Annotated in this window: 17 protein-coding genes and 1 other annotated feature; of the genes, 11 read left to right on the forward strand and 6 right to left on the reverse strand. The window is 37.1% G+C overall.

The genetic code is table 11. The annotated features are described in order from the left end of the window. Nucleotides 1-68: 68 nt before the first annotated feature. Nucleotides 69-485, reverse strand: coding sequence for a hypothetical protein (locus tag ACFTQ7_RS19525; RefSeq protein ID WP_386830466.1), 417 nt, complete (start codon nucleotides 483-485; stop codon nucleotides 69-71). A 167-nt stretch (nucleotides 486-652) separates the two neighbouring features. Beyond that, complete coding sequence (locus tag ACFTQ7_RS19530) at nucleotides 653-856, reverse strand: YheE family protein (protein ID WP_349661977.1); 204 nt, start codon at nucleotides 854-856, stop codon at nucleotides 653-655. A gap of 325 nt (nucleotides 857-1,181) precedes the next feature. On the opposite strand from ACFTQ7_RS19530, the gene ACFTQ7_RS19535 reads away from it, so the two are divergent. The 3 genes from ACFTQ7_RS19535 (at nucleotide 1,182) to ACFTQ7_RS19545 (ending at nucleotide 3,487) form a co-directional block, all read left to right on the forward strand. Beyond that, a complete protein-coding gene (locus ACFTQ7_RS19535; protein WP_197140499.1) occupies nucleotides 1,182-2,324 on the forward strand; it encodes a DUF445 domain-containing protein in 1,143 nt (380 codons plus the stop codon). Between the two features lie 17 nt (nucleotides 2,325-2,341). Further along, on the forward strand, nucleotides 2,342-2,686 hold the full coding sequence (locus tag ACFTQ7_RS19540) for a YlbF family regulator (RefSeq protein ID WP_386830467.1): 345 nt from the start codon (nucleotides 2,342-2,344) through the stop codon (nucleotides 2,684-2,686). A gap of 138 nt (nucleotides 2,687-2,824) precedes the next feature. Further along, nucleotides 2,825-3,487: a ribonuclease H family protein gene (locus ACFTQ7_RS19545; protein WP_386830468.1), complete on the forward strand. Its 663-nt coding sequence runs from the start codon at nucleotides 2,825-2,827 to the stop codon at nucleotides 3,485-3,487. Between the two features lie 375 nt (nucleotides 3,488-3,862). On the opposite strand, the gene ACFTQ7_RS19550 is transcribed toward ACFTQ7_RS19545, so the two are convergent. Further along, nucleotides 3,863-4,666: a hypothetical protein gene (locus ACFTQ7_RS19550; RefSeq protein ID WP_386830469.1), complete on the reverse strand. Its 804-nt coding sequence runs from the start codon at nucleotides 4,664-4,666 to the stop codon at nucleotides 3,863-3,865. 245 nt (nucleotides 4,667-4,911) lie between these two features. On the opposite strand from ACFTQ7_RS19550, the gene ACFTQ7_RS19555 reads away from it, so the two are divergent. The 7 genes from ACFTQ7_RS19555 (at nucleotide 4,912) to ACFTQ7_RS19585 (ending at nucleotide 13,336) form a co-directional block, all read left to right on the forward strand. Next, entirely contained in the window at nucleotides 4,912-5,832 is a 921-nt protein-coding gene (locus tag ACFTQ7_RS19555; protein WP_386830470.1) for a stalk domain-containing protein, read from the forward strand. Between the two features lie 546 nt (nucleotides 5,833-6,378). Next, on the forward strand, nucleotides 6,379-7,416 hold the full coding sequence (locus ACFTQ7_RS19560; RefSeq protein WP_386830471.1) for an LCP family protein: 1,038 nt from the start codon (nucleotides 6,379-6,381) through the stop codon (nucleotides 7,414-7,416). A 151-nt stretch (nucleotides 7,417-7,567) separates the two neighbouring features. Then, on the forward strand, nucleotides 7,568-9,073 hold the full coding sequence (locus ACFTQ7_RS19565; protein ID WP_386830472.1) for a coproporphyrinogen III oxidase: 1,506 nt from the start codon (nucleotides 7,568-7,570) through the stop codon (nucleotides 9,071-9,073). 205 nt (nucleotides 9,074-9,278) lie between these two features. Next, nucleotides 9,279-10,424 (forward strand): glycerate kinase, encoded by a 1,146-nt coding sequence (locus tag ACFTQ7_RS19570; protein ID WP_386830473.1) that lies wholly within the window; start codon nucleotides 9,279-9,281, stop codon nucleotides 10,422-10,424. 417 nt (nucleotides 10,425-10,841) lie between these two features. Continuing rightward, a complete protein-coding gene (locus ACFTQ7_RS19575; protein ID WP_386830474.1) occupies nucleotides 10,842-12,020 on the forward strand; it encodes an MBL fold metallo-hydrolase in 1,179 nt (392 codons plus the stop codon). Continuing rightward, complete coding sequence (locus ACFTQ7_RS19580) at nucleotides 12,007-12,255, forward strand: DUF3006 domain-containing protein (RefSeq protein ID WP_386830475.1); 249 nt, start codon at nucleotides 12,007-12,009, stop codon at nucleotides 12,253-12,255. The genes ACFTQ7_RS19575 and ACFTQ7_RS19580 overlap by 14 nt, the downstream gene beginning before the upstream one ends. Before the next feature lie 292 nt (nucleotides 12,256-12,547). Further along, nucleotides 12,548-13,336: an HAD family hydrolase gene (locus ACFTQ7_RS19585; RefSeq protein ID WP_386830476.1), complete on the forward strand. Its 789-nt coding sequence runs from the start codon at nucleotides 12,548-12,550 to the stop codon at nucleotides 13,334-13,336. A gap of 300 nt (nucleotides 13,337-13,636) precedes the next feature. Here ACFTQ7_RS19585 and ACFTQ7_RS19590 read toward each other — a convergent pair whose 3' ends face one another. Together ACFTQ7_RS19590 and serA are read right to left on the reverse strand one after the other, a co-directional pair. Next, complete coding sequence (locus tag ACFTQ7_RS19590; RefSeq protein WP_386830477.1) at nucleotides 13,637-14,263, reverse strand: hypothetical protein; 627 nt, start codon at nucleotides 14,261-14,263, stop codon at nucleotides 13,637-13,639. Between the two features lie 456 nt (nucleotides 14,264-14,719). Further along, nucleotides 14,720-16,327 (reverse strand): phosphoglycerate dehydrogenase, encoded by a 1,608-nt coding sequence (gene serA / locus ACFTQ7_RS19595; RefSeq protein WP_386830507.1) that lies wholly within the window; start codon nucleotides 16,325-16,327, stop codon nucleotides 14,720-14,722. A 175-nt stretch (nucleotides 16,328-16,502) separates the two neighbouring features. Next, nucleotides 16,503-16,741, reverse strand: a binding site (T-box leader). 376 nt (nucleotides 16,742-17,117) lie between these two features. On the opposite strand from serA, the gene ACFTQ7_RS19600 reads away from it, so the two are divergent. Continuing rightward, nucleotides 17,118-18,770 carry an FAD-binding dehydrogenase gene (locus ACFTQ7_RS19600; RefSeq protein ID WP_386830478.1) on the forward strand — a complete coding sequence of 551 codons (1,653 nt, stop codon included), beginning with the start codon at nucleotides 17,118-17,120 and terminating at the stop codon, nucleotides 18,768-18,770. 115 nt (nucleotides 18,771-18,885) lie between these two features. Here the strand turns inward: ACFTQ7_RS19600 and trhO are convergent, their stop codons facing one another. After that, on the reverse strand, nucleotides 18,886-19,857 hold the full coding sequence (gene trhO / locus ACFTQ7_RS19605; protein ID WP_386830479.1) for an oxygen-dependent tRNA uridine(34) hydroxylase TrhO: 972 nt from the start codon (nucleotides 19,855-19,857) through the stop codon (nucleotides 18,886-18,888). Nucleotides 19,858-19,989 lie beyond the last annotated feature (132 nt).

The following is a 19,989-nucleotide window of genomic DNA, read 5'->3' on the forward strand; positions in this document are numbered from 1 at the left end:
GCTAATTTCAAAATAGTTTTCAATAAAAAAGGAGCCATTTTCGTATGAGATGGCTCCTTCTTCATTATTTAATTATTGTTGAAAGCGTAATTCAAGCACGCTTTTTCCACATCGTGTAGCGTTTCTTTTGCTGGTATTTCGCCTAGGTAAAGTGAAATTGTAACAGGTGCTTTTTCTGCTATACCTTGTTTTGTCAAAATATAATTATTGCCCTTATATGTTAAAAACATATTTTTTACAGGTCTTTTTCCGAAAGTACTAGCAGAAGAATTGAAAAATCCTTTTAATTGACTACAGTATTCCGTGTAGAAATCACTTTTAAAGCCAGTCAGAGTTTCGAATTTTTTACTATCAATAACTTCAGCCTCATTCGCTAGCTCGAAAATTTTAGCTGAAAATTCGGAAAAAACTTCTTTTACTTTTGCACGAATTAATGGTTTTGAATTATAACTGTTTATGTCATCAGAAAGAGTGACTTTACTCATAGAAATAGCCTCCTGCATAAAATCCCTTTAATACATGATAACATAAATGTATAAGAAGGATAAGGGAATTTCAACATATTTAAACAATTATAAGATAATAGCAGTGCTAGAAATAGTGGAAAATAGGTATATTTATACAGTTTGGGTGTTGAAAAGTATTACTTTTATTAGTCGTAAACATGGTACAACATGAGCTCATGAATCATTTTTTTTACTTCCTCTTCGTTAGGAGGGATAGAGCCATTCCATTGTATAACGCCATCTTTTAAGTACTCCGCTGAATAACGTTCGCGTTGATAAAAGAACGAAATGGACCAACCTGGAAGCTGAGAATTTTCAAATAAAGGCTTAAAGCTAAAATGCTGAATCATAACCAAACCCCATTTCTTATATATGTAGTTAATATTATTCAAGGATAGTGGTAATTTTGCAACTCCAAATGTCCTTCTTATCGTAATGAGCTGATAAAAGGATTTGTTTGTTAATAGTTTGCTCCTATGTACGTCCATTTTTTAACTGATTGAAGCTCCTAGCGGAAATCAGTATCTGCAAATTAATGAAGAAGGATAAAAATAGTGAATCATCATACTTTAAGAGGGGGTATTTCTTTCGTAGAAAATCATTGCTCTGCTATAATGAGTGCAGCAGGCGACAAAAAACGCCAATAGTGAATACAATTGAAATGAGAGGATACTAATGGATAATTTTCTAGTGACATTAATATTTATGGCAGTCATTGGAGCTGCAATTGGTGGTGTAACGAATCACTTAGCCATCAAAATGCTTTTTCGACCACACAACGCTATATATATTAAAAATTGGCGAGTACCTTTTACTCCAGGCCTTATTCCAAAACGACGTGACGAATTAGCGAAGCAACTTGGGCTAACGGTTGTAAATTATTTATTAACACCTGAAACTTTTAGAAAGAAATTTTTCTCAAAGGATATTCAGGAAAAGGTAGAACAGTTTGTACAAACAAAAGTAGAAGAAACGATTTTTACAAATGATAAAACAATTCAGGATTGGCTATCATTAGCTGGATTTTCCAATATGCCAGCAACAATTGAACAGAAGGTAGAAGCAATTGTTGAGGGACAATTTGAATCAGTTAAGAATACACTATCTACGAAATCAATTCGTACACTCTTATCAGCAGACATTCAACAAACGATTGATGCAAAGATACCAGTAGCGGTTGATCATATTTTAGAAAAGGGTGAGGATTATTTTTTATCACCCGAGGGCGAACTGACAATTAAGGCGATGATTGATGATTTCTTATCGTCAAAAGGATCACTTGGTGGAATGATTAATATGTTTTTAGGTGATTCTTCATCGCTAGTGGCAAAGGTTCAGCGTGAGCTTGTGAAATTTTTACAGGCGCCAGGAACTTCAACATTACTAACGAAAATTTTTACGCAGGAATTGGAGAAATTAAAAGATCGCCCAGCAATGGATTTCTTACAAGATATTCGCTTTGAAGCTATATTATCGAAATTACAAACTTACGTAAAAGAACAATTAGCAATTGAAGAACGCTTGAATTATCCTATTTCGCATTACTGGCCAGAAGGGAATTCGTGGATGAAGGAAACAGTAATTCCCCAAGTTATTGAAAAAGCTTTTGTAAAAGCTGAAGACAAATTAGAAGATGTATTAAAGCGCTTAAATTTACAAGAAGTAGTACGTGAGCAGGTTGATTCTTTCCCTGTGGAGAAATTAGAGGAGCTTGTACTAGGTATTTCAAAGCGTGAGTTTAAAATGATTACAGTACTTGGTGCAGTTCTTGGTGGATTGATTGGGATTGTGCAAGGATTAATTGTTTACTTTATTTAAAAAGGAGAATTATGTTGATGATTAATATTTACAATGAAATTAATTCGTTAGAGGTAGCTTTTCGTAAAACACCTGAATTTGAAGCTTTGGAAGCAGCAGTGAAAGTTGTTAAGGAAGATGAAGAGGCATTAAATCTATTCAAAAATTTCCGTAAAGTTCAAATTGACCTACAGAAAAAGCAATTAAATGGTGAAGATATTCTTGAAGATGAACTTGTTTATGCACAGAAAGCTGCGCAGCTTGCACAGCAAAATACAAAAATTTCTGCAATGCTTCAGGCAGAAATGAATTTAAGTAAGATCATCGAAGAGGTAAACCGAATTTTAATAAAACCTATTCAAACATTGTATGAAGAATTTTAACAGCCAAGTTCAGAGTCCTGAAAAAGCGTAGGCATAAAAATACTATTAGTTGCACATATAACAAGTAAGAAGAAAACGTGTTTCCGCAAGTCGGAGCACGTTTTCAATTTATGGCTCACTATCATTGGAGGTTATACTATGCATGTCATCATTGAATGGACTTATAAAGCGAAAAAGGGTGCGGAAACTGTTTTGCGTTCAGAAGAAATGCCAGCAGCTCAAGCATTACTACTTGCAGAGGACATGGAGCGAACAGGGAGAGTAAAATCGCTGCATTGTTTCGATCGACAGGATACAAGTTGGTCTTTAAAAGAACTCAAGGCATATTTAAAGGAAATTGACACTGAGCCACACAATATTACAGTTTATTTTGATGGTGGTTTTGATCGTGCAACATATCAATCGGGGCTGGGCTGTGTGATTTATTATGAACAAAATGGCAAGCCATATCGATTAAGACAAAATTCTTTTTCTTCCGAGCTTAAATCTAACAATGAAGCAGAATATGCAGCGCTTTACTTAGGGTTAGTTGAACTTGAGCTATTGAACGTTCACCATTTGCCCGTTTGTTTCACTGGTGATTCCCAAGTAGTGATCAATCAATTGAGTGGGGAATGGCCAGCGCTAGAAAAGAATTTATCTAGCTGGGCAGATAAAATCGATGCAAAGCTAGAGGAGCTTAGTATTCAGCCAGAGTACAAGCTGATAGCACGTAAAGAAAATTCTGAAGCCGACCGCCTTGCAACTCAAGCATTAAACGGTATCGATATTACAGGATTAAAGGAAATTGTAAAGGAGTAAATATTAGAAACTCCAAAAGAGAACCACCAGTATTTTGAAATGCAAACTCAATTGTTAGATGGTGTGTCTAACAATTGGGCGCAGTTCAGTGACAAGGTGGTTTTTTAATATTCTAAAGCATTAATCCCCAATGCAAGATTAGTTAGCTCAGCGTTATTTTGATCATGATTAAATTCAGCTTGGAAATAAACATTATTAAATTCAAAATTTGCATAATATACGATATCATCAGGATCTCCATACCTCTCATAGGAAGAAATTTGAATAGCTTGGCCTATGACTTCCTCTAATGATTCTTTTGTAACATTTTTGAAATTTGAAAGATAATAATGACTAACAGGTATCTCATCCTCAGCTAGACAGAAAAAGTAATTATCATAAAAAGAACAAAGCCCCCCCCTCGTAATAATCCTCCCCTTTCGGCAAGCCGGCTTTCCCCTTAGCGATCGGATATGTATCACCAAAAATAATATCAGTTTTAAAGAAATCATGATTTAATAATTTTAGCAGTTTTGAATTATGAATGATTGGCAACCCAGAATATAAGTTTATTGTACTATTTTCACTAGTTATAGCATGGTCACGAAGTGTAAAACGCTCTGAAGAATCTCCTGTTTGAATAGTAAAAGTATTTTTAGAGGTATCAACTTTTAACTCACTACCCTCATAGAGCCTATAGGATTGACCGCTAATAATGTTACTACCATCGTCTGCTACTTTAAGTAAATGAAAAACTTCTAAATTGCCTGAAGCACCAGCTTCAAAATGGGTTATTAATGCAATATCTTTTTTGTCTTCGTCCTTGAAGATACCTTTAAAACGGAAATCTCCATGAATTGTCGTTTCATATTGTTGAGAATTCCATTGTTCCCAAGCTTCACTGTTCTTATTATAATGACCGATTATATAACCGTATTTAGTACCGTTATAACTAAAGAAGAGTTCTGGTACTTCATCTCCTTCAAAGTCAATCATTTCTACAAAAACTTCTTCACTTGGGATCGTTAAATTTTTGTACCATGTACTATCTAAAGCCTGTTGCTTCCACTCTTCTGTCGTGTAAGGTAATTTGTCATTCTTTGTTAACTCGTTAGAAACATCAGTTTCTTTTGATGGTTGATCCTCACAAGCAAATAACAAACAACTTAGAAACAATAGTGGAATTATCCGTTTTTTCAACATAGTATCTCCTTACTTCCATAAAATTAGTAGTTTCATCACCAAAAGTCGGGGACGAAATTTGTTAAAAGGGAACAGAAATCAACACTACGCTTTGGCGATAGGCCAATTATCCCATTCTTTATTGCTAATTATAATAGATATTGACTAAAAAACGGTTATTATCATAAATTCTCCATTTTTAATGAAACTTTTACCATACTAAAACTACTACTACTATGAACCTAATAATAAGGAGAGATTTTATGAACATGAAAAAAATTGCACCTGTAGCAATGACAGCATTATTATTTGGAAGTGTAGTAATACCAGTCGCTTCAGCAAATGAAAATCAGGCAGACGTACAACAACAAGTACCACAAATCCAAATTGATCCTGTACACATATTCAACAATACCTATGGAACGGTTGAAAAAGTGAATTCAAGTGAAAATATTACATACTTCACAGTACAAGATGGTGACCAAACAAACATTTTAGAAATCTCAAAGGATACACTTGTTTTCGATAATACAGGTAAAAAAGTAGAACTTAAAAAAGGGGATAAAATAGTAGCTTATACATTTGCGAACAAGCCACAAAAATTAATTTATCCACCACAATTCAATCCTGATGTTGTCATTGTTGAAACTGAGGAAGCAGGATTTGTTGAAGTTGATTACTTCTTTGAAAACTTAACGAATACTTATGATATGTTGCAGTTAACCATTGGTGAAAACACAGAGCTTATCAATTCAAAGGGAGAGAAAGTTGCAGCTAAAGACTTAATTGAGAAGAATTTAGTAGTTTTCTATACAGCTTCAACCAAAAGTATCCCAGCTCAGACAACACCTTCGAAAGTAATTGTTCTTGATGACGAGTCTGAAAATCCAACAGAAAATACTGTAGAAGCGGAAATAGCACAAATTATCGCGAAAGATTACTATGAAGTCGATGGAACAAAGATGGTTCCGTTGCGTTTGATTGCCGAAAAGCTTGGCTATAAAGTAGAGTCAACAAGTAAAGGTGCAATTGTATCAAAAGGTAATCTATCTTACACAATTACACGTGGAGAAAAAATGTTTGGTTATAACAAAGCATTACGCCCACTTAATGCAGCACCTGCTTTTCTAGAAGCATATAAAACATATGTACCAGTTGAATTTGTAGAGGAATATTTAAAATAATTTAGAGACCCATATTAAGGTGCCACCTTTGTATGGGTTTTTTGCGCCTTAAAATGCTGAATTCACTCTCTTTAGTTGTTATTTTAAAGGCTCATCACCAAAAGTTATGGATGACATTTGTTAAAACATATGCCATGTATATAAGTTGATTGGAGTGGAGTCTGGGCGACTCCTTGGGGATCAGCGATAGAGGAACGAAGGCTAAAAGCATCACATCCTGTGATAACGCCTTCGTGACCAACATCGTGCTGTTGCTGTCGCTGCGCTTTCGCACAATCAAAATCCTCTGCTGTCGCTACGTTAGCACTACGCTTTCGCGCAAAAAACATCTGTTGGCCCGAGACCCTGGAGCGAAGCGAAGCGGCTCATCGGACGCCCCCAGGAAAGCGCCCAGCGTAACGGAAATCAACCACATGTTTTGGTGATGATCCATTTTAAATAAATATTTGATTATATTCCCAAACATAATCATTGTAGGAAACTTGTGAGAGCATTTATCGTCTTAATCAATGAAGAGGGTGACTTTAACAGAAGAGAGGATTTTGTGTGGAAAGAAAATTAAGAAGGTCTAAAAAAGCGAAACCTAAAAATAAAATAATAAAAATAACTTTAATAGTAATCGTAATTTTACTATTAACCGTAACTAGTTATGGAGCTTATGCGTTTGTTAAATTTAAAAATGCCTATGATAGTTCAAAGGTCGATTTAAAAAGAGATGGAAATAAATCAGAGCTAAGGGAAGAGGATGTTTCATTTAAAAAAGATCCTATCTCCATTTTTTTATTAGGTGTTGAAGATTACTCTAGTGAAGCGGAGAATGGTCGAGCAGACACTCAAATGGTCATTACTTTGGACCCAGATACATCTGAAATTAGCTTAATTACAGTGCCTCGGGATGCAAGAGTTAACATAGAAAATGCAGGGGAATATACAGGTGTACATAAAATCAATGCCGCGTATAATTATGGATCGATTACAGGCTATGGGGCAATTAAACTTCAATTAGAGACAGTTGAAAAATTCCTTAATATACCGATAGATAACTTTATTGCGGTAAACTTTGATGGCTTTAGAGATATTGTCAATGCTTTAGGTGGAGTAACAGTAGATGTTAAAGAGGATTTTTGGGAAGATAATATTTACGATAAAAAACGGATAGACTTTCATAAAGGAGAGTCGCATTTAAACGGGGAAGAGGCACTTGCATTTGTAAGAATGAGATACAGACCTATAAATGCTTCATACTCTCGTGAAGAAAGACAAAGACAATTTTTGACTGCAACAATTGATCAAGCGAAATCTACGAATACAATATTTAAAATTGGTCAAATTGCAGATATTTTAGGAGAAAACGTAGAAACAGATTTAAACCCTAAAGAGATCTACGCACTTCAAAAGCAATATTTGAATGCTAAAAACATATCTACGAAAACGATAGAAATAAAAGGCGAAGATCAGTATATCGACAATGTATCTTATTTTATTCCTGATATGGAAAGCTTGGAGAAAGTAAGCATGGAATTAAGAAGAATTCTTAAACTAAAAGAAGAACGTTTCAAAACAAACGCGGCTATTGAAAGATAAAAGATAAGAATCCATTTTGAAAAAATTTTTCAAAATGGATTTTTTATATTAATAAACGGAATGTTCTGTTATTAATTGTAACTTTGCTTAACGTGATAAAAATTTGTTAAACTATTGGTGCTGTAATTTTTGAGAGAAAAGAGCGAAGACAATGAAAATTATTCACATAGATCAAAAATACCCTGAGGATTGGATTCGCGTATTAAATCATATTGCGAATTTATTTTTTGAGGATTCCAAGTTAAAAGTAGAAGCTGAAGGAACAGATATGACAGTGTTATTCGAATATAACATTGGTGATGATTTTTCCATTTCTACAAAAGCAGTGCTTGAGGTAGATGGTAAGCGTTATACGAATGATTACCGTATTCAATACGAATCTGGGGCTGAAGGACGTGAGCTAAATATTCGTATGAAGCGTGCTTTATCACACGTATTTTTAGATGTGCTAGAGCAACATACGGGCATGCAACAACAGTGGGGGATTTTAACAGGCGTACGTCCGACTAAGTTGTACCATAAATTTCGAAAGGCTGGAAAAAGCGATGAAGAAATTGCTGATATCCTAATTCGTGATTTCCGTCTGTCAGAAGAAAAGGTATCGCTACTAAAAGAAATAGTTGAACGTCAGTTAGTGACAATTCCTGATATAGATGAAATAGGTAAAGAAATAAGTATTTATATTGGCATTCCTTTTTGCCCGACTAAATGTGCTTATTGTACTTTCCCAGCGTATGCAATTGGCAGCAATCGTAAGCAAGGGCGAGTGGCAACATTTTTAGATGGATTGCATATTGAATTACGTGAAATGGGTAAATGGCTGAAGGACAATAATATGAAAATCACATCTATTTATTGGGGTGGTGGTACACCGACATCTATCGAAGCGGATGAAATGGATGCATTGTATCAGACGATGTATGACTCCTTCCCAAATCCTGAAACAATCCGTGAAGTAACTGTTGAAGCGGGCAGACCTGATACGATTACGCCTGAAAAACTAGAAGTGTTAAAAAAATGGGGCATTGACCGAATAAGTGTTAATCCACAATCGTACACAGATGAGACCCTTAAAGCAATTGGTCGCCATCATACGGTACAAGAAACAATTGATAAGTTCTGGTTAGCGCGTGAATCAGGCATGAATAATATTAATATGGATTTAATTATTGGATTGCCCAATGAAGGGATTGAAGAGTTCCAAAATTCATTAGATGAATCTGCAAAAATGCAGCCAGAATCGCTAACAGTACACACATTATCATTTAAACGTGCATCAGAAATGACACGTAATAAGGATAAGTACAAGGTAGCAGACCGTGATACTGTTGCAGAAATGATGCATATGGCGCAAGTATGGACGAAGGAAAATGAATATGTACCGTACTATTTATATCGCCAAAAAAATATTTTAGGTAATTTAGAAAATGTCGGCTACAGTAAAGCTGGCGAAGAAAGTATCTATAATATTGTCATCATGGAAGAAGTACAGACTATTCTAGGGATTGGCTGTGGAGCCTCCTCTAAATTTGTTCATCCTGAGACGGGAAAGATTACACAGTTCCATAATCCAAAAGATCCTGCTGCCTACATCATGACGTTTGAAGAGGCAATCGGTAAAAAAATTGAGTTTTTAGATGAATTATATAAGGCATAAACAAGATGGCAATCTGATGTTTTTCAGGTTGCCTTTTTTTATTCCGATAAATCAGCATAATGTTCCGATAAAACTGGAAAATGTTCCGATAAATCCACGAAACATTCCGATAAAACTCAAAAGTATTCCGATAAAAACTCAGGAATGTTTTTAGTCTGAATTATAATGGTGATAGGCATTTAACTAAAATGAGCGGAGGTATAACATGAAAGTTGTTATTAGTCCAGATTCCTATAAGGGGACTTTGTCGGCCATCGAGGTAGCTAGTGCCATGCAAGCAGGAATATTGGATGTTGATCCATCGATTGAAACAGTCATTTTACCAGTTGCAGACGGTGGAGAAGGTACACTAGAAGCACTTGTTACTGCAACAGAAGGTCAATATTTTTCGCACCGTGTGCTTGATCCATTGGGAAGAGAAATTAAAGCGAGATATGGTGTGCTTGGTGATAATGAAACATGTGTTATTGAAATGGCTCAGGCATCTGGAATTATGCTGTTGCAGGATGAAGAAAAAAATCCTGAGCTTGCATCGACGTATGGGACGGGGCAGCTAATCAAAGCTGCTCTTGATAAAGGGTTTAGAAAATTTATTGTCGGAATCGGCGGTAGTGCGACAAATGATGCTGGTATGGGCATGTTAAAGGCATTTGGATTGCAACTGAAAAAAGAAGATGGCACTTTAATTGCGAATGGAATATCGGCACTATTAGATTTAGCTTCAATTGATATCAGTCGGTTAGACCCCCGATTAGCTGAAGCAAAATTTATTATTGCCTGTGATGTTGATAATCCACTGATTGGAGAGCGAGGGGCAACAGCTATTTTTGGGCCTCAAAAAGGTGTTAAAGAGCATCAAATTGCTTATTTTGATAGCTGCTTAAAGCAGTTTGCGGACATTGTTGAAAAGCATGTTGGTATTCGATTACACGACTACAAAGGGGCAGGCGCTGCAGGTGGAATGGGAGCCGCGTTAATCGCCTTTTTAAACGGCAGTTTTCATGCAGGTATTGAGATTGTGATGAATGCAGTACAGTTAAAAAAGCATTTAGAAGGTGCCGAGTTTGTAATGACAGGTGAAGGAAAATCAGATCGCCAAACATTACATGGAAAAGCGCCATTAGGGGTGGCGAAGACTGCAACATTATCGAATGTACACGCTGTCTTATTGTCGGGGGCGATAGATGAAAATGATAAACCCGCATTACTTGAATCTTTTACTGTAGTTGAATCATTAGTAGATGAGACTATTAGTGTTCAGCAGGCAATGCAAGAGCCTTATTATGTTATTCGCATGAAAACAAAGAAAATAGTTGAGTATTATATACAAAATGGATATAAGTTTTGTTGAAACGAGCAATTTAAATAAGTTAATCTTCGTTACGGCTGGGTGACTCCTTGGGGATCAGTGATAGAAGAGTATAGGCTAATAGCACCACATCCTGTGTTAACGCCTCCGTGACTAACATCGTGCTGCTGTTGCTGCCGCTTCGCTTTCGCACAGTCCAAAATCTTTTGCTGTCGCTGCGCTTTCGCACAAACAAAACCCTCTGCTGCCGCTACGTTGCACTCACGCTTTCACGCAAAAGACATCTGTTGGCTCGAGACCCTGCAGCGAAGCGGATGTTTTCTATGCGAAAGCGAAGCGTCAGCTACAAAGCACCCAGCCAGAACGGAAATCAACCCTATGTTATGGATTTTAGATTATTTGAAATAGGGAGCAACCATCTCTTTTTTGTATAATAGAAAAGTAGAAAGGAAGTTAGAGATGAAAAAATTAATAGTAATGCTCCTTTGCGTTTTTTTATTAGCAGGCTGTACGGGGACTTCAAATACGAAAAAAGTATCTGTCACTGCGGGACATGAAATGCGCGTACATTTTATTGATGTAGGACAAGGAGATTCGATTTTTATTGAATCGCCAAACGGTAAAACAATGCTTGTTGATGGAGGCGTAAAAGGAGCCGGTCAAAAGATTGTTTCGTATTTGAAGGAGCTCGGTGTAAACAAGCTTGATATAGTGGTCGCAACCCATCCTGATGCAGACCATATTGGTGGTTTAATTCCTGTGTTAAATTCGATAGATATTGGGCAATTTTATGATTCAGGGAAGGTACATACATCTCAAACCTTTGAAGAGATGCTGACACTTATTGATACGAAGAATATTCCTTATGATATTCCGAAAACAGGCGATCATATTGCGTTTGATGATGATATAAACGTGAAGGTGTTAAACGCCAATGAAAATGCAACAGATAATAATGATGCTTCCGTTGTCTTAAAACTTGCATATGGTAATGTATCATTTTTATTAACAGCCGACGCGGGAATAGCGTTAGAAAAAGAGATGATGCAGGGCGATGTGAAAGCCATGATCTTAAAGGCTGGCCACCATGGCTCTAATACGAGTAGTTCTGCAGAGTTTATTCAGACAGTGCATCCTGAAGTAACAATTTTAAGCTATGGTGAGGGCAATAAGTATGGTCATCCTCATGCTGAAGTCGTCGAGCGTTTACAAGCAATTGGCAGTGAAATTTACGCAACTGCAGAAGCGGGCACTGTTATCGTATCAACGGATGGGGTAAACTATGACGTGAATTCGAAAGAATGGTCTGGAACCATTACCTCAGCACCACCAACGACGAGTGCAAATGTTGAAATTGTCAGTAAGGATTTAATAGAAGAAATTGTAGGCATTAAAAATAAAAGTAATGAAGCAGTGTCCTTAAAAGATTGGCAGCTTATATCAATTGAAGGTGCTCAAGTTTTTAATTTTCCGAATGTGACCTTGCAGCCAGGGAAAACGTTTTATGTCACTAGTGGCTCAAATGCACGAGAAGGTCAAAACTATTTAAAATGGACAAAGAAACAAATTTGGCTGAATGATGGAGATGCTGCGCAATTACGTAATGCGAAAGGGGATATCGTTAGTGAACTCGACTAAATACACCTTAGACCGTATTGAAGATGGATATGCAGTTTTTTTGAAGTACCCAGCGGAAGAGGAACAGCTAATCATTTTACAGTCTGCTATAAATAAGCCAGTGCAAGTAGGCGATCGTGTGCTAATTGAAGAAATGGACGGCATCTACCAGATTGAAATTCTAAAAGAAGAAACAGAACAAAAAAAGGCAGACATACAAAGTTTAATGGATAGATTGCGTAGGAAAAATCAATAGTAGAAGCGGTTAGGATTAGGCTCATCACCTAAAGTTGGGGATAGCATTTTTAAAATGGATACTATGTAATATGTTGATTGGAGTGGAGGCAGGGCGACTCCTTGGGGATCAGCGTCACAGATGAGACCCTGCAGCGAAGCGAAGCGGCTCATCGGACGCCCCCAGGAAAGCGTCCGGCCGGAACGGAAATCAACCTTACGTTTTGGCGATGGAAAAAACCTAAAACACTATGCTAAATATTTCGAAAATATGCTAAAATAATTATACTAATAGGAAGCTAGGAGCTGACACAATGTCAATTAACACAATTATTTTTGATTTAGATGATACGCTATTATGGGATAAAAAATCCGTCAAAACAGCATTTGAAAAAACGTGTGAGTACGTAGCAACAATACATAATGTGAATCCTGCTGAGCTTGAGGAAGCTGTGCGTAAAGAAGCACATGCACTTTACGAAGGCTATGAAACATATGATTATACGGTGTTAATCGGCATTAACCCATTTGAGGGACTTTGGGGAACATTCGATGATCCAACAGACTATTTCCAAAAAATGAAAAATATCGTACCAGGCTATCGTGCAGAGGCATGGACAAAAGGCTTAGCAGCTCTTGGCATTGATGATGCACAACTAGGGGCGGAGCTAGGGGAGCGCTTTGTGGCAGAGCGTAAAGTGTCACCATTCTTATATGAAGATACTTTTGATGTCCTAGATAAGCTGAAAGGAAAGTATCAACTCGTATTACTGACAAATGGAGCACCAAGTTTGCAAAATTTAAAGCTGGAAATAACACCAGAAATCGCGCCATATTTTGACCATATCATTATTTCTGGGGACTTTGGCAAAGGGAAACCGGATGCCTCTATTTTCGAACATGTAATGGAAAAAGCAAGTATTACAGCAGACGATGCAATCATGGTTGGCGATAACTTAAACACGGATATTTTAGGCTCATCTCGTGTTGGTATGCGTAACGTTTGGATCAATCGTGAAAACAATGCACCAAATGGCGTTGTCACTCCAACATATGAAGTAGATTCTTTAACTGCATTATTAGAACTTGTAAATAAGCTCTAAGCTAAAAATGAATGGATTTAAGGTGCATCCATAAACAAAGGTTGATCTTCACTCTTTGTGAAAATCAACGGCTCCTTATCATTGGTATGAGAAGTTAAGGCATTCGGTGAAGAGCGTTTAATTAAATTAACCCTATGGACCTTAAAAAGATCAAATAGAAAAAGCGTATTTTGAAAAAAGATTGATCAAAATACGCTTTTTCTAGATTCAATTGATTAAAAATCCTTGCTCAATTAAAACGCCTGATTGAGTAATATCTCAAAATTTCTACTGAATGCCAATTTCTTATCTTTTACTTAATTATTCACATAAAAACAAACATGATTTCTCAAATCTATCAACATCACTTGATACGAAATACCAGTGATTATCTATTTTCTTGTAATCACTATAATAATCAAACTCTTTTGGGGTTGGAAATTCACCTGTGGATGAAAAAATAAATCCTTCCTGTAAACCCTGCATGTCCATAAAGGGTTGTTCAGCTGATTGGAAATAGACAAAAAAATGATCTTTCGAATGCATACCTACTCTGATCGTCTCATCTTTAACCGCATCTATATATTGCGGGGGAGTGTAATACGAGTAAAAACCTTTACTTCCAAATCTATTTGCTTCTTTTTTTATTTCTCCATTGACTAACATGCTAATGATTTCTTCTCTATCTTCTTTATAAAAATAAAAATTCACTTCTGTTCTAATCAATGGAGGCAATACAATCACTATGAGTAATGTTATTAATTGAATAATAATTGGAACCCATATCTTTTGAAATAAATAAATGATTGAATAAATAAAGATGACCGTAAATAACCCATATGTTATTAATGCCAACTTAGAAGATTCATTCCCGATAAGCTTTAACATTGTATAAAACAATAATAGAATACTACTTCCTATTGCAAAGTAGATTATATGTTTTTTCATAATTATTACTCTCCTATAACGATATAAACTTTTAAAAGCAACCAATGGTTTCAAAATCCTTGCTTCATATTATTTTTTTATAAAAACATATATTTCGCACAGACAAACTCAAGTTGTTGCTGTCGCTACGCTTTCGCACAGACAAACTCAAGTTGTTGCTGTCGTTACGCTTTCGCACAGACAAACTCAAGTTGTTGCTGTCGCTACGCTTTCGCACAGACAAACTCAAGTTGTTGCTGTCGCTACGCTTTCGCACAGACAAACCCAAGTTGTTGCTGTCGCTACGCTTTCGCACAGACAAACCCAAGTTGTTGCTGTCACTCTTCTTTCTCTGCTCACTGTCCGCTCTCCCTCCTGAGGAAAGCACCCAGCGGAACGGACATCAACCTAGGACATGATGATGAGCCCCAAAATAAAAAAGCAGAGAGCAACTACTCTCTGCTTATCAACAATCTATTATAGGTTAATCGCTTTTACTTCATCAATATTTTCAAGCTGTGCAACGAATGTTAGATCTTCTTCTGATACAGCATTATCGACTGTTAGCATCATGACAGCTGTTCCACCAACTTGTGCACGACCAACTTGCATTGTTGCGATGTTCACATCTTTTTCTGCTAGCTTTGTTGCTACGCGGCCGATTGCACCTGGTTTGTCTGTGTTTTTAATGTAAAGAAGGTGACCTTGTGGAATAACGTCAACAACGTAGTCTTCTACTTTAACAATACGTGCACCTAAACCATTTAATAATGTACCAGCAACTGTGTGTGTTTCGTTAACTGTTTTAATTTCAATCGTAATTAAGCTAGTGAAGCCTTTAGCAGTTGTTGTTTTATGCTCATTTATTTTCATGCCGATACGTTCAGATAGGTAACGAGCATTTACGTCATTAACATGATTACCATGGTTTTTAGCTAATAAGCCTTTTAACGCGTTTGACGTTAATGGACGAACATCATAATTTGCTACTTCACCAGCATAAGATAAGTTGATTTCTTTCACAGGCTCAGTTGTAAGTTGAGATAAGAATGAACCAAGTTTTTCAGCTAATTCAAAGAATGGCTCAACTTGTGCAAGCAACTCTTTCGGAATAGATGGCATGTTCACTGGGTTAGTTACAGTACCTGTTTTATAAAATTTAATGATGTCGTTTGATACGTCAACAGCTACAGACTCTTGTGCCTCGATTGTAGATGCACCTAAGTGAGGTGTTGCGATTACTTGTGGTAAAGTAAGTAGCTTGTGATCTGTTGCTGGCTCAGTTACGAATACGTCAAGAGCAGCACCAGCTACTTTACCGTCTACGATTGCATCATATAAATCATCCTCGTTGATAATACCGCCACGTGCACAGTTAATGATACGCACGCCATCTTTCATCATAGCGAATTTCTCTTTGTTAATAAGGTTACGTGTTTCAGGAAGAAGAGGTGTGTGTACTGTAATGAAATCTGCTGCTGCACAAATTTCTTCAACTGTTGATTTTGTTACGCCTAACTCTTTAGCGCGTTCATCAGTTAAAAATGGATCATATGCCATAACGTTCATACGTTGACCTTTTGCACGATAAGCTACTTCCACACCGATACGACCGAAGCCTACAACACCTAAAGTTTTATTTTTAAGCTCAACCCCAACATAAGATTTACGATCCCATTTACCATTTTTAAGTGTATTGAATGCTTGTGGGATGTGACGAGCAAGTGAAGTCATCATGGCAATAGTGTGCTCAGCAGCAGAGTTAGTGTTACCGTCTGGTGCATTTACAACGATAATCCCATGTTCAGTTGCAGCAGTTAGATCGATGTTGTCTACACCTACTCCAGCACGTCCGATAAGTTTTAAGTTTTTAGCCGCTTCAATTACTTCGCGTGTTACCGTTGTTTGAGAACGTACTAGTAAAACATCTACATCTGCAATTTTTGCGATTAATTCTTCTGGTGCAAGACCAGTATCAACGATGATATTTAAGTCTAGATCTTGTTCTTGGCGTAGTGGGAAAATACCATCTTCACTTAGTGGATCAGCGATAAATACGTTAATTGCCTTTGTTGCAGTAGTCATTTGTAATGTAGTCATTTGTAATTAGCTCCTTTTAATTAAAAAATGTTAGTGTTCTTTATAGACGAAACAGTCTGAATTTTGTAGAGATAGTACATTTTACAGCGTACAAATCTCCTTTGTAGATATGAGAACAATAAAAAAGCCCTCCGCGCCTTACAAACACAGATATTGTGTTGTAAGGGGCGAAAGGCATAATAAACATTGGTTCGCGGTACCACCCTTAATCACTGCTTAAAAATTTCTAGCAGTCTTAGCTATATGCGTAACGTGCATGTGACGGATAAGCTTACTTTGGAGATGTTCGGCTTATCTATTCAGGAGTGGAACTATTATCGTAGAAATCACTGATTTACACCAACCATCAGCTCTCTTTGGATTTTCTTGCGACTAGCGTGTCTCCGTCGTTATATTTCCGTGTGATTTAATTGTTATCATCATAATCCTTATTGTTCACCTTTGTCAACAATATTTCTGAAAAAGATTAAAATTCACGACTAAGTACGTTGGTTAATCAACTAAAAACGAACATTCTTTTATTTATTTATTAATATTGTTCGTGTTTTAGGGAAGGACAATGAAAGCGCTACCGATATATGTCAAGTCAGATCACATGGGCGTTTAACAAATATTTGAGGTCGAAAATTATATGGCAGAAACTTTCTTTGTTTAGTGGAGGAAAGCGAACGTTTTTTTCTTGTCACATTTCTGTCAAAATTACGATGTGTAGAAGGTAAACCGTCAATTAGAGAAGAATGTAAGTAAAGGAAGATTGATTTTTAGGGGGTGCAGAATGATGTATGATGTAGCAATTGTCGGTGCAGGACTGGCAGGGTTAGTAGCTGCCTGTGAGTTAGCAGATGCAAAGAAAAAAATTCTATTAGTAGATCAAGAACCTGAAAATTCAATGGGGGGACAGGCATTTTGGTCCTTTGGGGGTATTTTTTTAGTGAATTCACCCGAGCAAAGAAGGCTTGGTATTAAGGATAGTAAAGAGCTTGCGTGGCAGGATTGGCAAGGAACGGCTGGCTTCGATCGCTTGGAGGATGAAGATTCGTGGGCATACAAATGGGCTAGAGCTTATGTAGATTTTGCAGCTGGTGAAAAATATAGCTGGTTAAAGTCTATGGGGATTAAGTTTTTTCCAGTCGTCGGTTGGGCGGAACGAGGGGGATCCTTAGCAGGTGGCCACGGTAATTCAGTACCTAGATTCCATATCGTTTGGGGAACCGGACCAGGTATTGTAAAGCCTTTTGCTGAAAAAGTGAAAAAGGCCATAAAGAATGGTTTTATAGATTTTAAACCAAGACATCGTGTAGACGAATTTATGCAACAAGATGGAAGGATAACGGGGATTAGTGGAACAGTTTTGGCGCAAAGCTATGCAAATCGTGGTGAAAAAAGCTCTAGATTGGGTATAGGTGAATTTTCTTATGAAGCTGGGGCTGTTATTGTGGCCAGCGGTGGAATAGGTGCAAATTTTGATTTAGTTAGAAAAAGTTGGCCAGCACGACTTGGAACACCACCAAAAAATATGGTTAGTGGTGTACCTGCCTATGTAGATGGAAGAATGTTAGAAATTACGGAGCATGCCGGTGGACGTATCGTTAATCGAGACCGCATGTGGCATTATACGGAAGGCTTGAAAAATTGGGACCCAATTTGGCCCAATCACGGTATTCGAATTTTGCCGGGCCCTTCATCATTATGGTTTGATGCGGAGGGCAATCGATTTAGAGCACCTAATTTCCCTGGTTTTGATACGTTAAGCACATTAGAAGCCATTCAAAAAACTGGCTATGATTACTCGTGGTTTATTTTAACAGAAAAAATTATTGAAAAAGAATTTGCCTTATCGGGCTCTGAGCAAAATCCTGATTTAACAAATAAAAGTATTACTGATGTTCTGAAACGAGTTTTGCCAGGACCACCTGCTCCCATTCAAGCATTTAAAAATTATGGTGAAGATTTTGTTATTGCTAATGATTTAAAGGAATTAGTTGATGGAATGAACAAATTGGCTGGTAATGACCTTCTCGATTTTATTAAAATAAAAGAGCAAATTTTAGCAAGGGATCGTGAAATGGACAATAAATTTTCAAAGGACTTACAGGTTAATGCTATTCATGGTGCAAGAAACTATGTAGGTGATAAATTTGTGCGCGTTGCGAAGCCCCATAAAATATTAGATCCTAACAATTGGCCACTTATTGCGGTTCGTTTAAATATTTTAACGCGTAAAACATTAGGGGGCTTACAGACGAATTTAAATGGTGCTGTGTTAGGTGCGGAGGGTCAGCCTGTACCAGGTTTATTTGCAGCTGGAGAAGTTAGTGGTTTTGGTGGTGGCGGTGTACATGGGTACCGTGCATTAGAGGGGACGTTTGTTGGAGGTTGTTTATTTAGTGGTCGTCAGGTAGGGCGTTACTTAGCAAAAGGAGAATGAAGGAAATTTAAGTGTGGAAAATCGCTTGGGTATGGCGAGGAAATGTAGTCCTTTGCAGAAATGAAGAAATCCTCAAAAAAGAGCATCACCACAAAATGGATGATGCTCTTTTTTCTTATAAAGACGAATTTTGAACTTGAGCGATTTCAGCGATTTGTTCCTCAATCTGCTCTTTTGTCCAACCATTCTCTTCAACGAAGAAGTTACGTTCTGCGCGGCGGCATTCGTCTGAACAGCTACGCATATAAAAGGCCTCATGCTTTTCCTCGCAAAGCATTAATTTATGGCATTCAGGATTTGCACAGTTTGTATAACGTTCTGTCAGTTCTCCAGTAAAGAAATCCTTACCGACAATCACATGCTCAACCTGATTAATAGGTACACTGCGACGACGATCAAAGACGAACATTTGTCCATCCCATAGTTGACCTTTTACTTCAGGGTCTTTAGCATATGTGGCAATACCACCATGTAATTGGCCAACACTTTCTCCATAGCCTTCACGTTTTAACCAGCCAGAGAATTTTTCGCAGCGGATACCACCTGTGCAGTAAGTTAAAACTTTCTTGCCTTCAAAATCTTCTTTATGGGCCTCCATCCAAGCTGGTAGGTCGCGGAAGTTTTCAATATCTGGACGAATAGCGTCACGGAAATGTCCGAGGTCGTATTCATAATCATTGCGTGCATCAATAACTACTGTATTATCTTCCTGCATACGTTCCATAAATTCCTTTGGTGTTAAATAATCTCCTGTTATTTCTAAAGGATTAATATCATCTTCTAAACCAAGGTGCACAATTTCTCGACGAGGGCGCACATGCATTTTTTTAAAGGTATGTCCTTCAACTTCATCAATTTTCCACATAATGTCGCTAAAACGTGGATCTGCCTTCATATGATTCATGTAAGCATCAGTTTGCTCGACTGTACCTGAAACGGTTCCGTTAATGCCTTCATAGCCAACTAAAATACGACCAAGAAGCCCGAAATCTTTACAAAGTGCTAAATGTTCCTCTGCGAATGCCACAGGGTCTTCAATAGCTATATATTTATAATAAAGTAATACACGATAGTCTTTCTGTGTCACAATTATTAACCACCTTTAAATCAATATTCGTCATTAAATATAGCATATCAAGTGCAATTTTGCGTAGGATAGAAGGAGTTTTCTAAAAAAACACGAATAGTACATAGTGAATGACTATTCATATTTGGGGGT

It is taken from the genome of Lysinibacillus sp. NPDC056959, from assembly GCF_042674095.1.
Taxonomy (GTDB): Bacteria; Bacillota; Bacilli; order Bacillales_A; family Planococcaceae; genus Lysinibacillus; species Lysinibacillus zambalensis.

Excerpts from the sequence above, each read along its gene's own strand:
- ACFTQ7_RS19525 (WP_386830466.1), bottom strand. The coding sequence starts at position 485 with ATGAGTAAAGTCACTCTTTCTGATGACATAAACAGTTATAATTCAAAA.
- ACFTQ7_RS19530 (WP_349661977.1), bottom strand. The coding sequence starts at position 856 with ATGATTCAGCATTTTAGCTTTAAGCCTTTATTTGAAAATTCTCAGCTT.
- ACFTQ7_RS19535 (WP_197140499.1), top strand. The coding sequence starts at position 1,182 with ATGGATAATTTTCTAGTGACATTAATATTTATGGCAGTCATTGGAGCT.
- ACFTQ7_RS19540 (WP_386830467.1), top strand. The coding sequence starts at position 2,342 with ATGATTAATATTTACAATGAAATTAATTCGTTAGAGGTAGCTTTTCGT.
- ACFTQ7_RS19545 (WP_386830468.1), top strand. The coding sequence starts at position 2,825 with ATGCATGTCATCATTGAATGGACTTATAAAGCGAAAAAGGGTGCGGAA.
- ACFTQ7_RS19555 (WP_386830470.1), top strand. The coding sequence starts at position 4,912 with ATGAACATGAAAAAAATTGCACCTGTAGCAATGACAGCATTATTATTT.
- ACFTQ7_RS19565 (WP_386830472.1), top strand. The coding sequence starts at position 7,568 with ATGAAAATTATTCACATAGATCAAAAATACCCTGAGGATTGGATTCGC.
- ACFTQ7_RS19570 (WP_386830473.1), top strand. The coding sequence starts at position 9,279 with ATGAAAGTTGTTATTAGTCCAGATTCCTATAAGGGGACTTTGTCGGCC.
- ACFTQ7_RS19575 (WP_386830474.1), top strand. The coding sequence starts at position 10,842 with ATGAAAAAATTAATAGTAATGCTCCTTTGCGTTTTTTTATTAGCAGGC.
- ACFTQ7_RS19585 (WP_386830476.1), top strand. The coding sequence starts at position 12,548 with ATGTCAATTAACACAATTATTTTTGATTTAGATGATACGCTATTATGG.
- ACFTQ7_RS19590 (WP_386830477.1), bottom strand. The coding sequence starts at position 14,263 with ATGAAAAAACATATAATCTACTTTGCAATAGGAAGTAGTATTCTATTA.
- serA (WP_386830507.1), bottom strand. The coding sequence starts at position 16,327 with ATGACTACTGCAACAAAGGCAATTAACGTATTTATCGCTGATCCACTA.
- ACFTQ7_RS19600 (WP_386830478.1), top strand. The coding sequence starts at position 17,118 with ATGATGTATGATGTAGCAATTGTCGGTGCAGGACTGGCAGGGTTAGTA.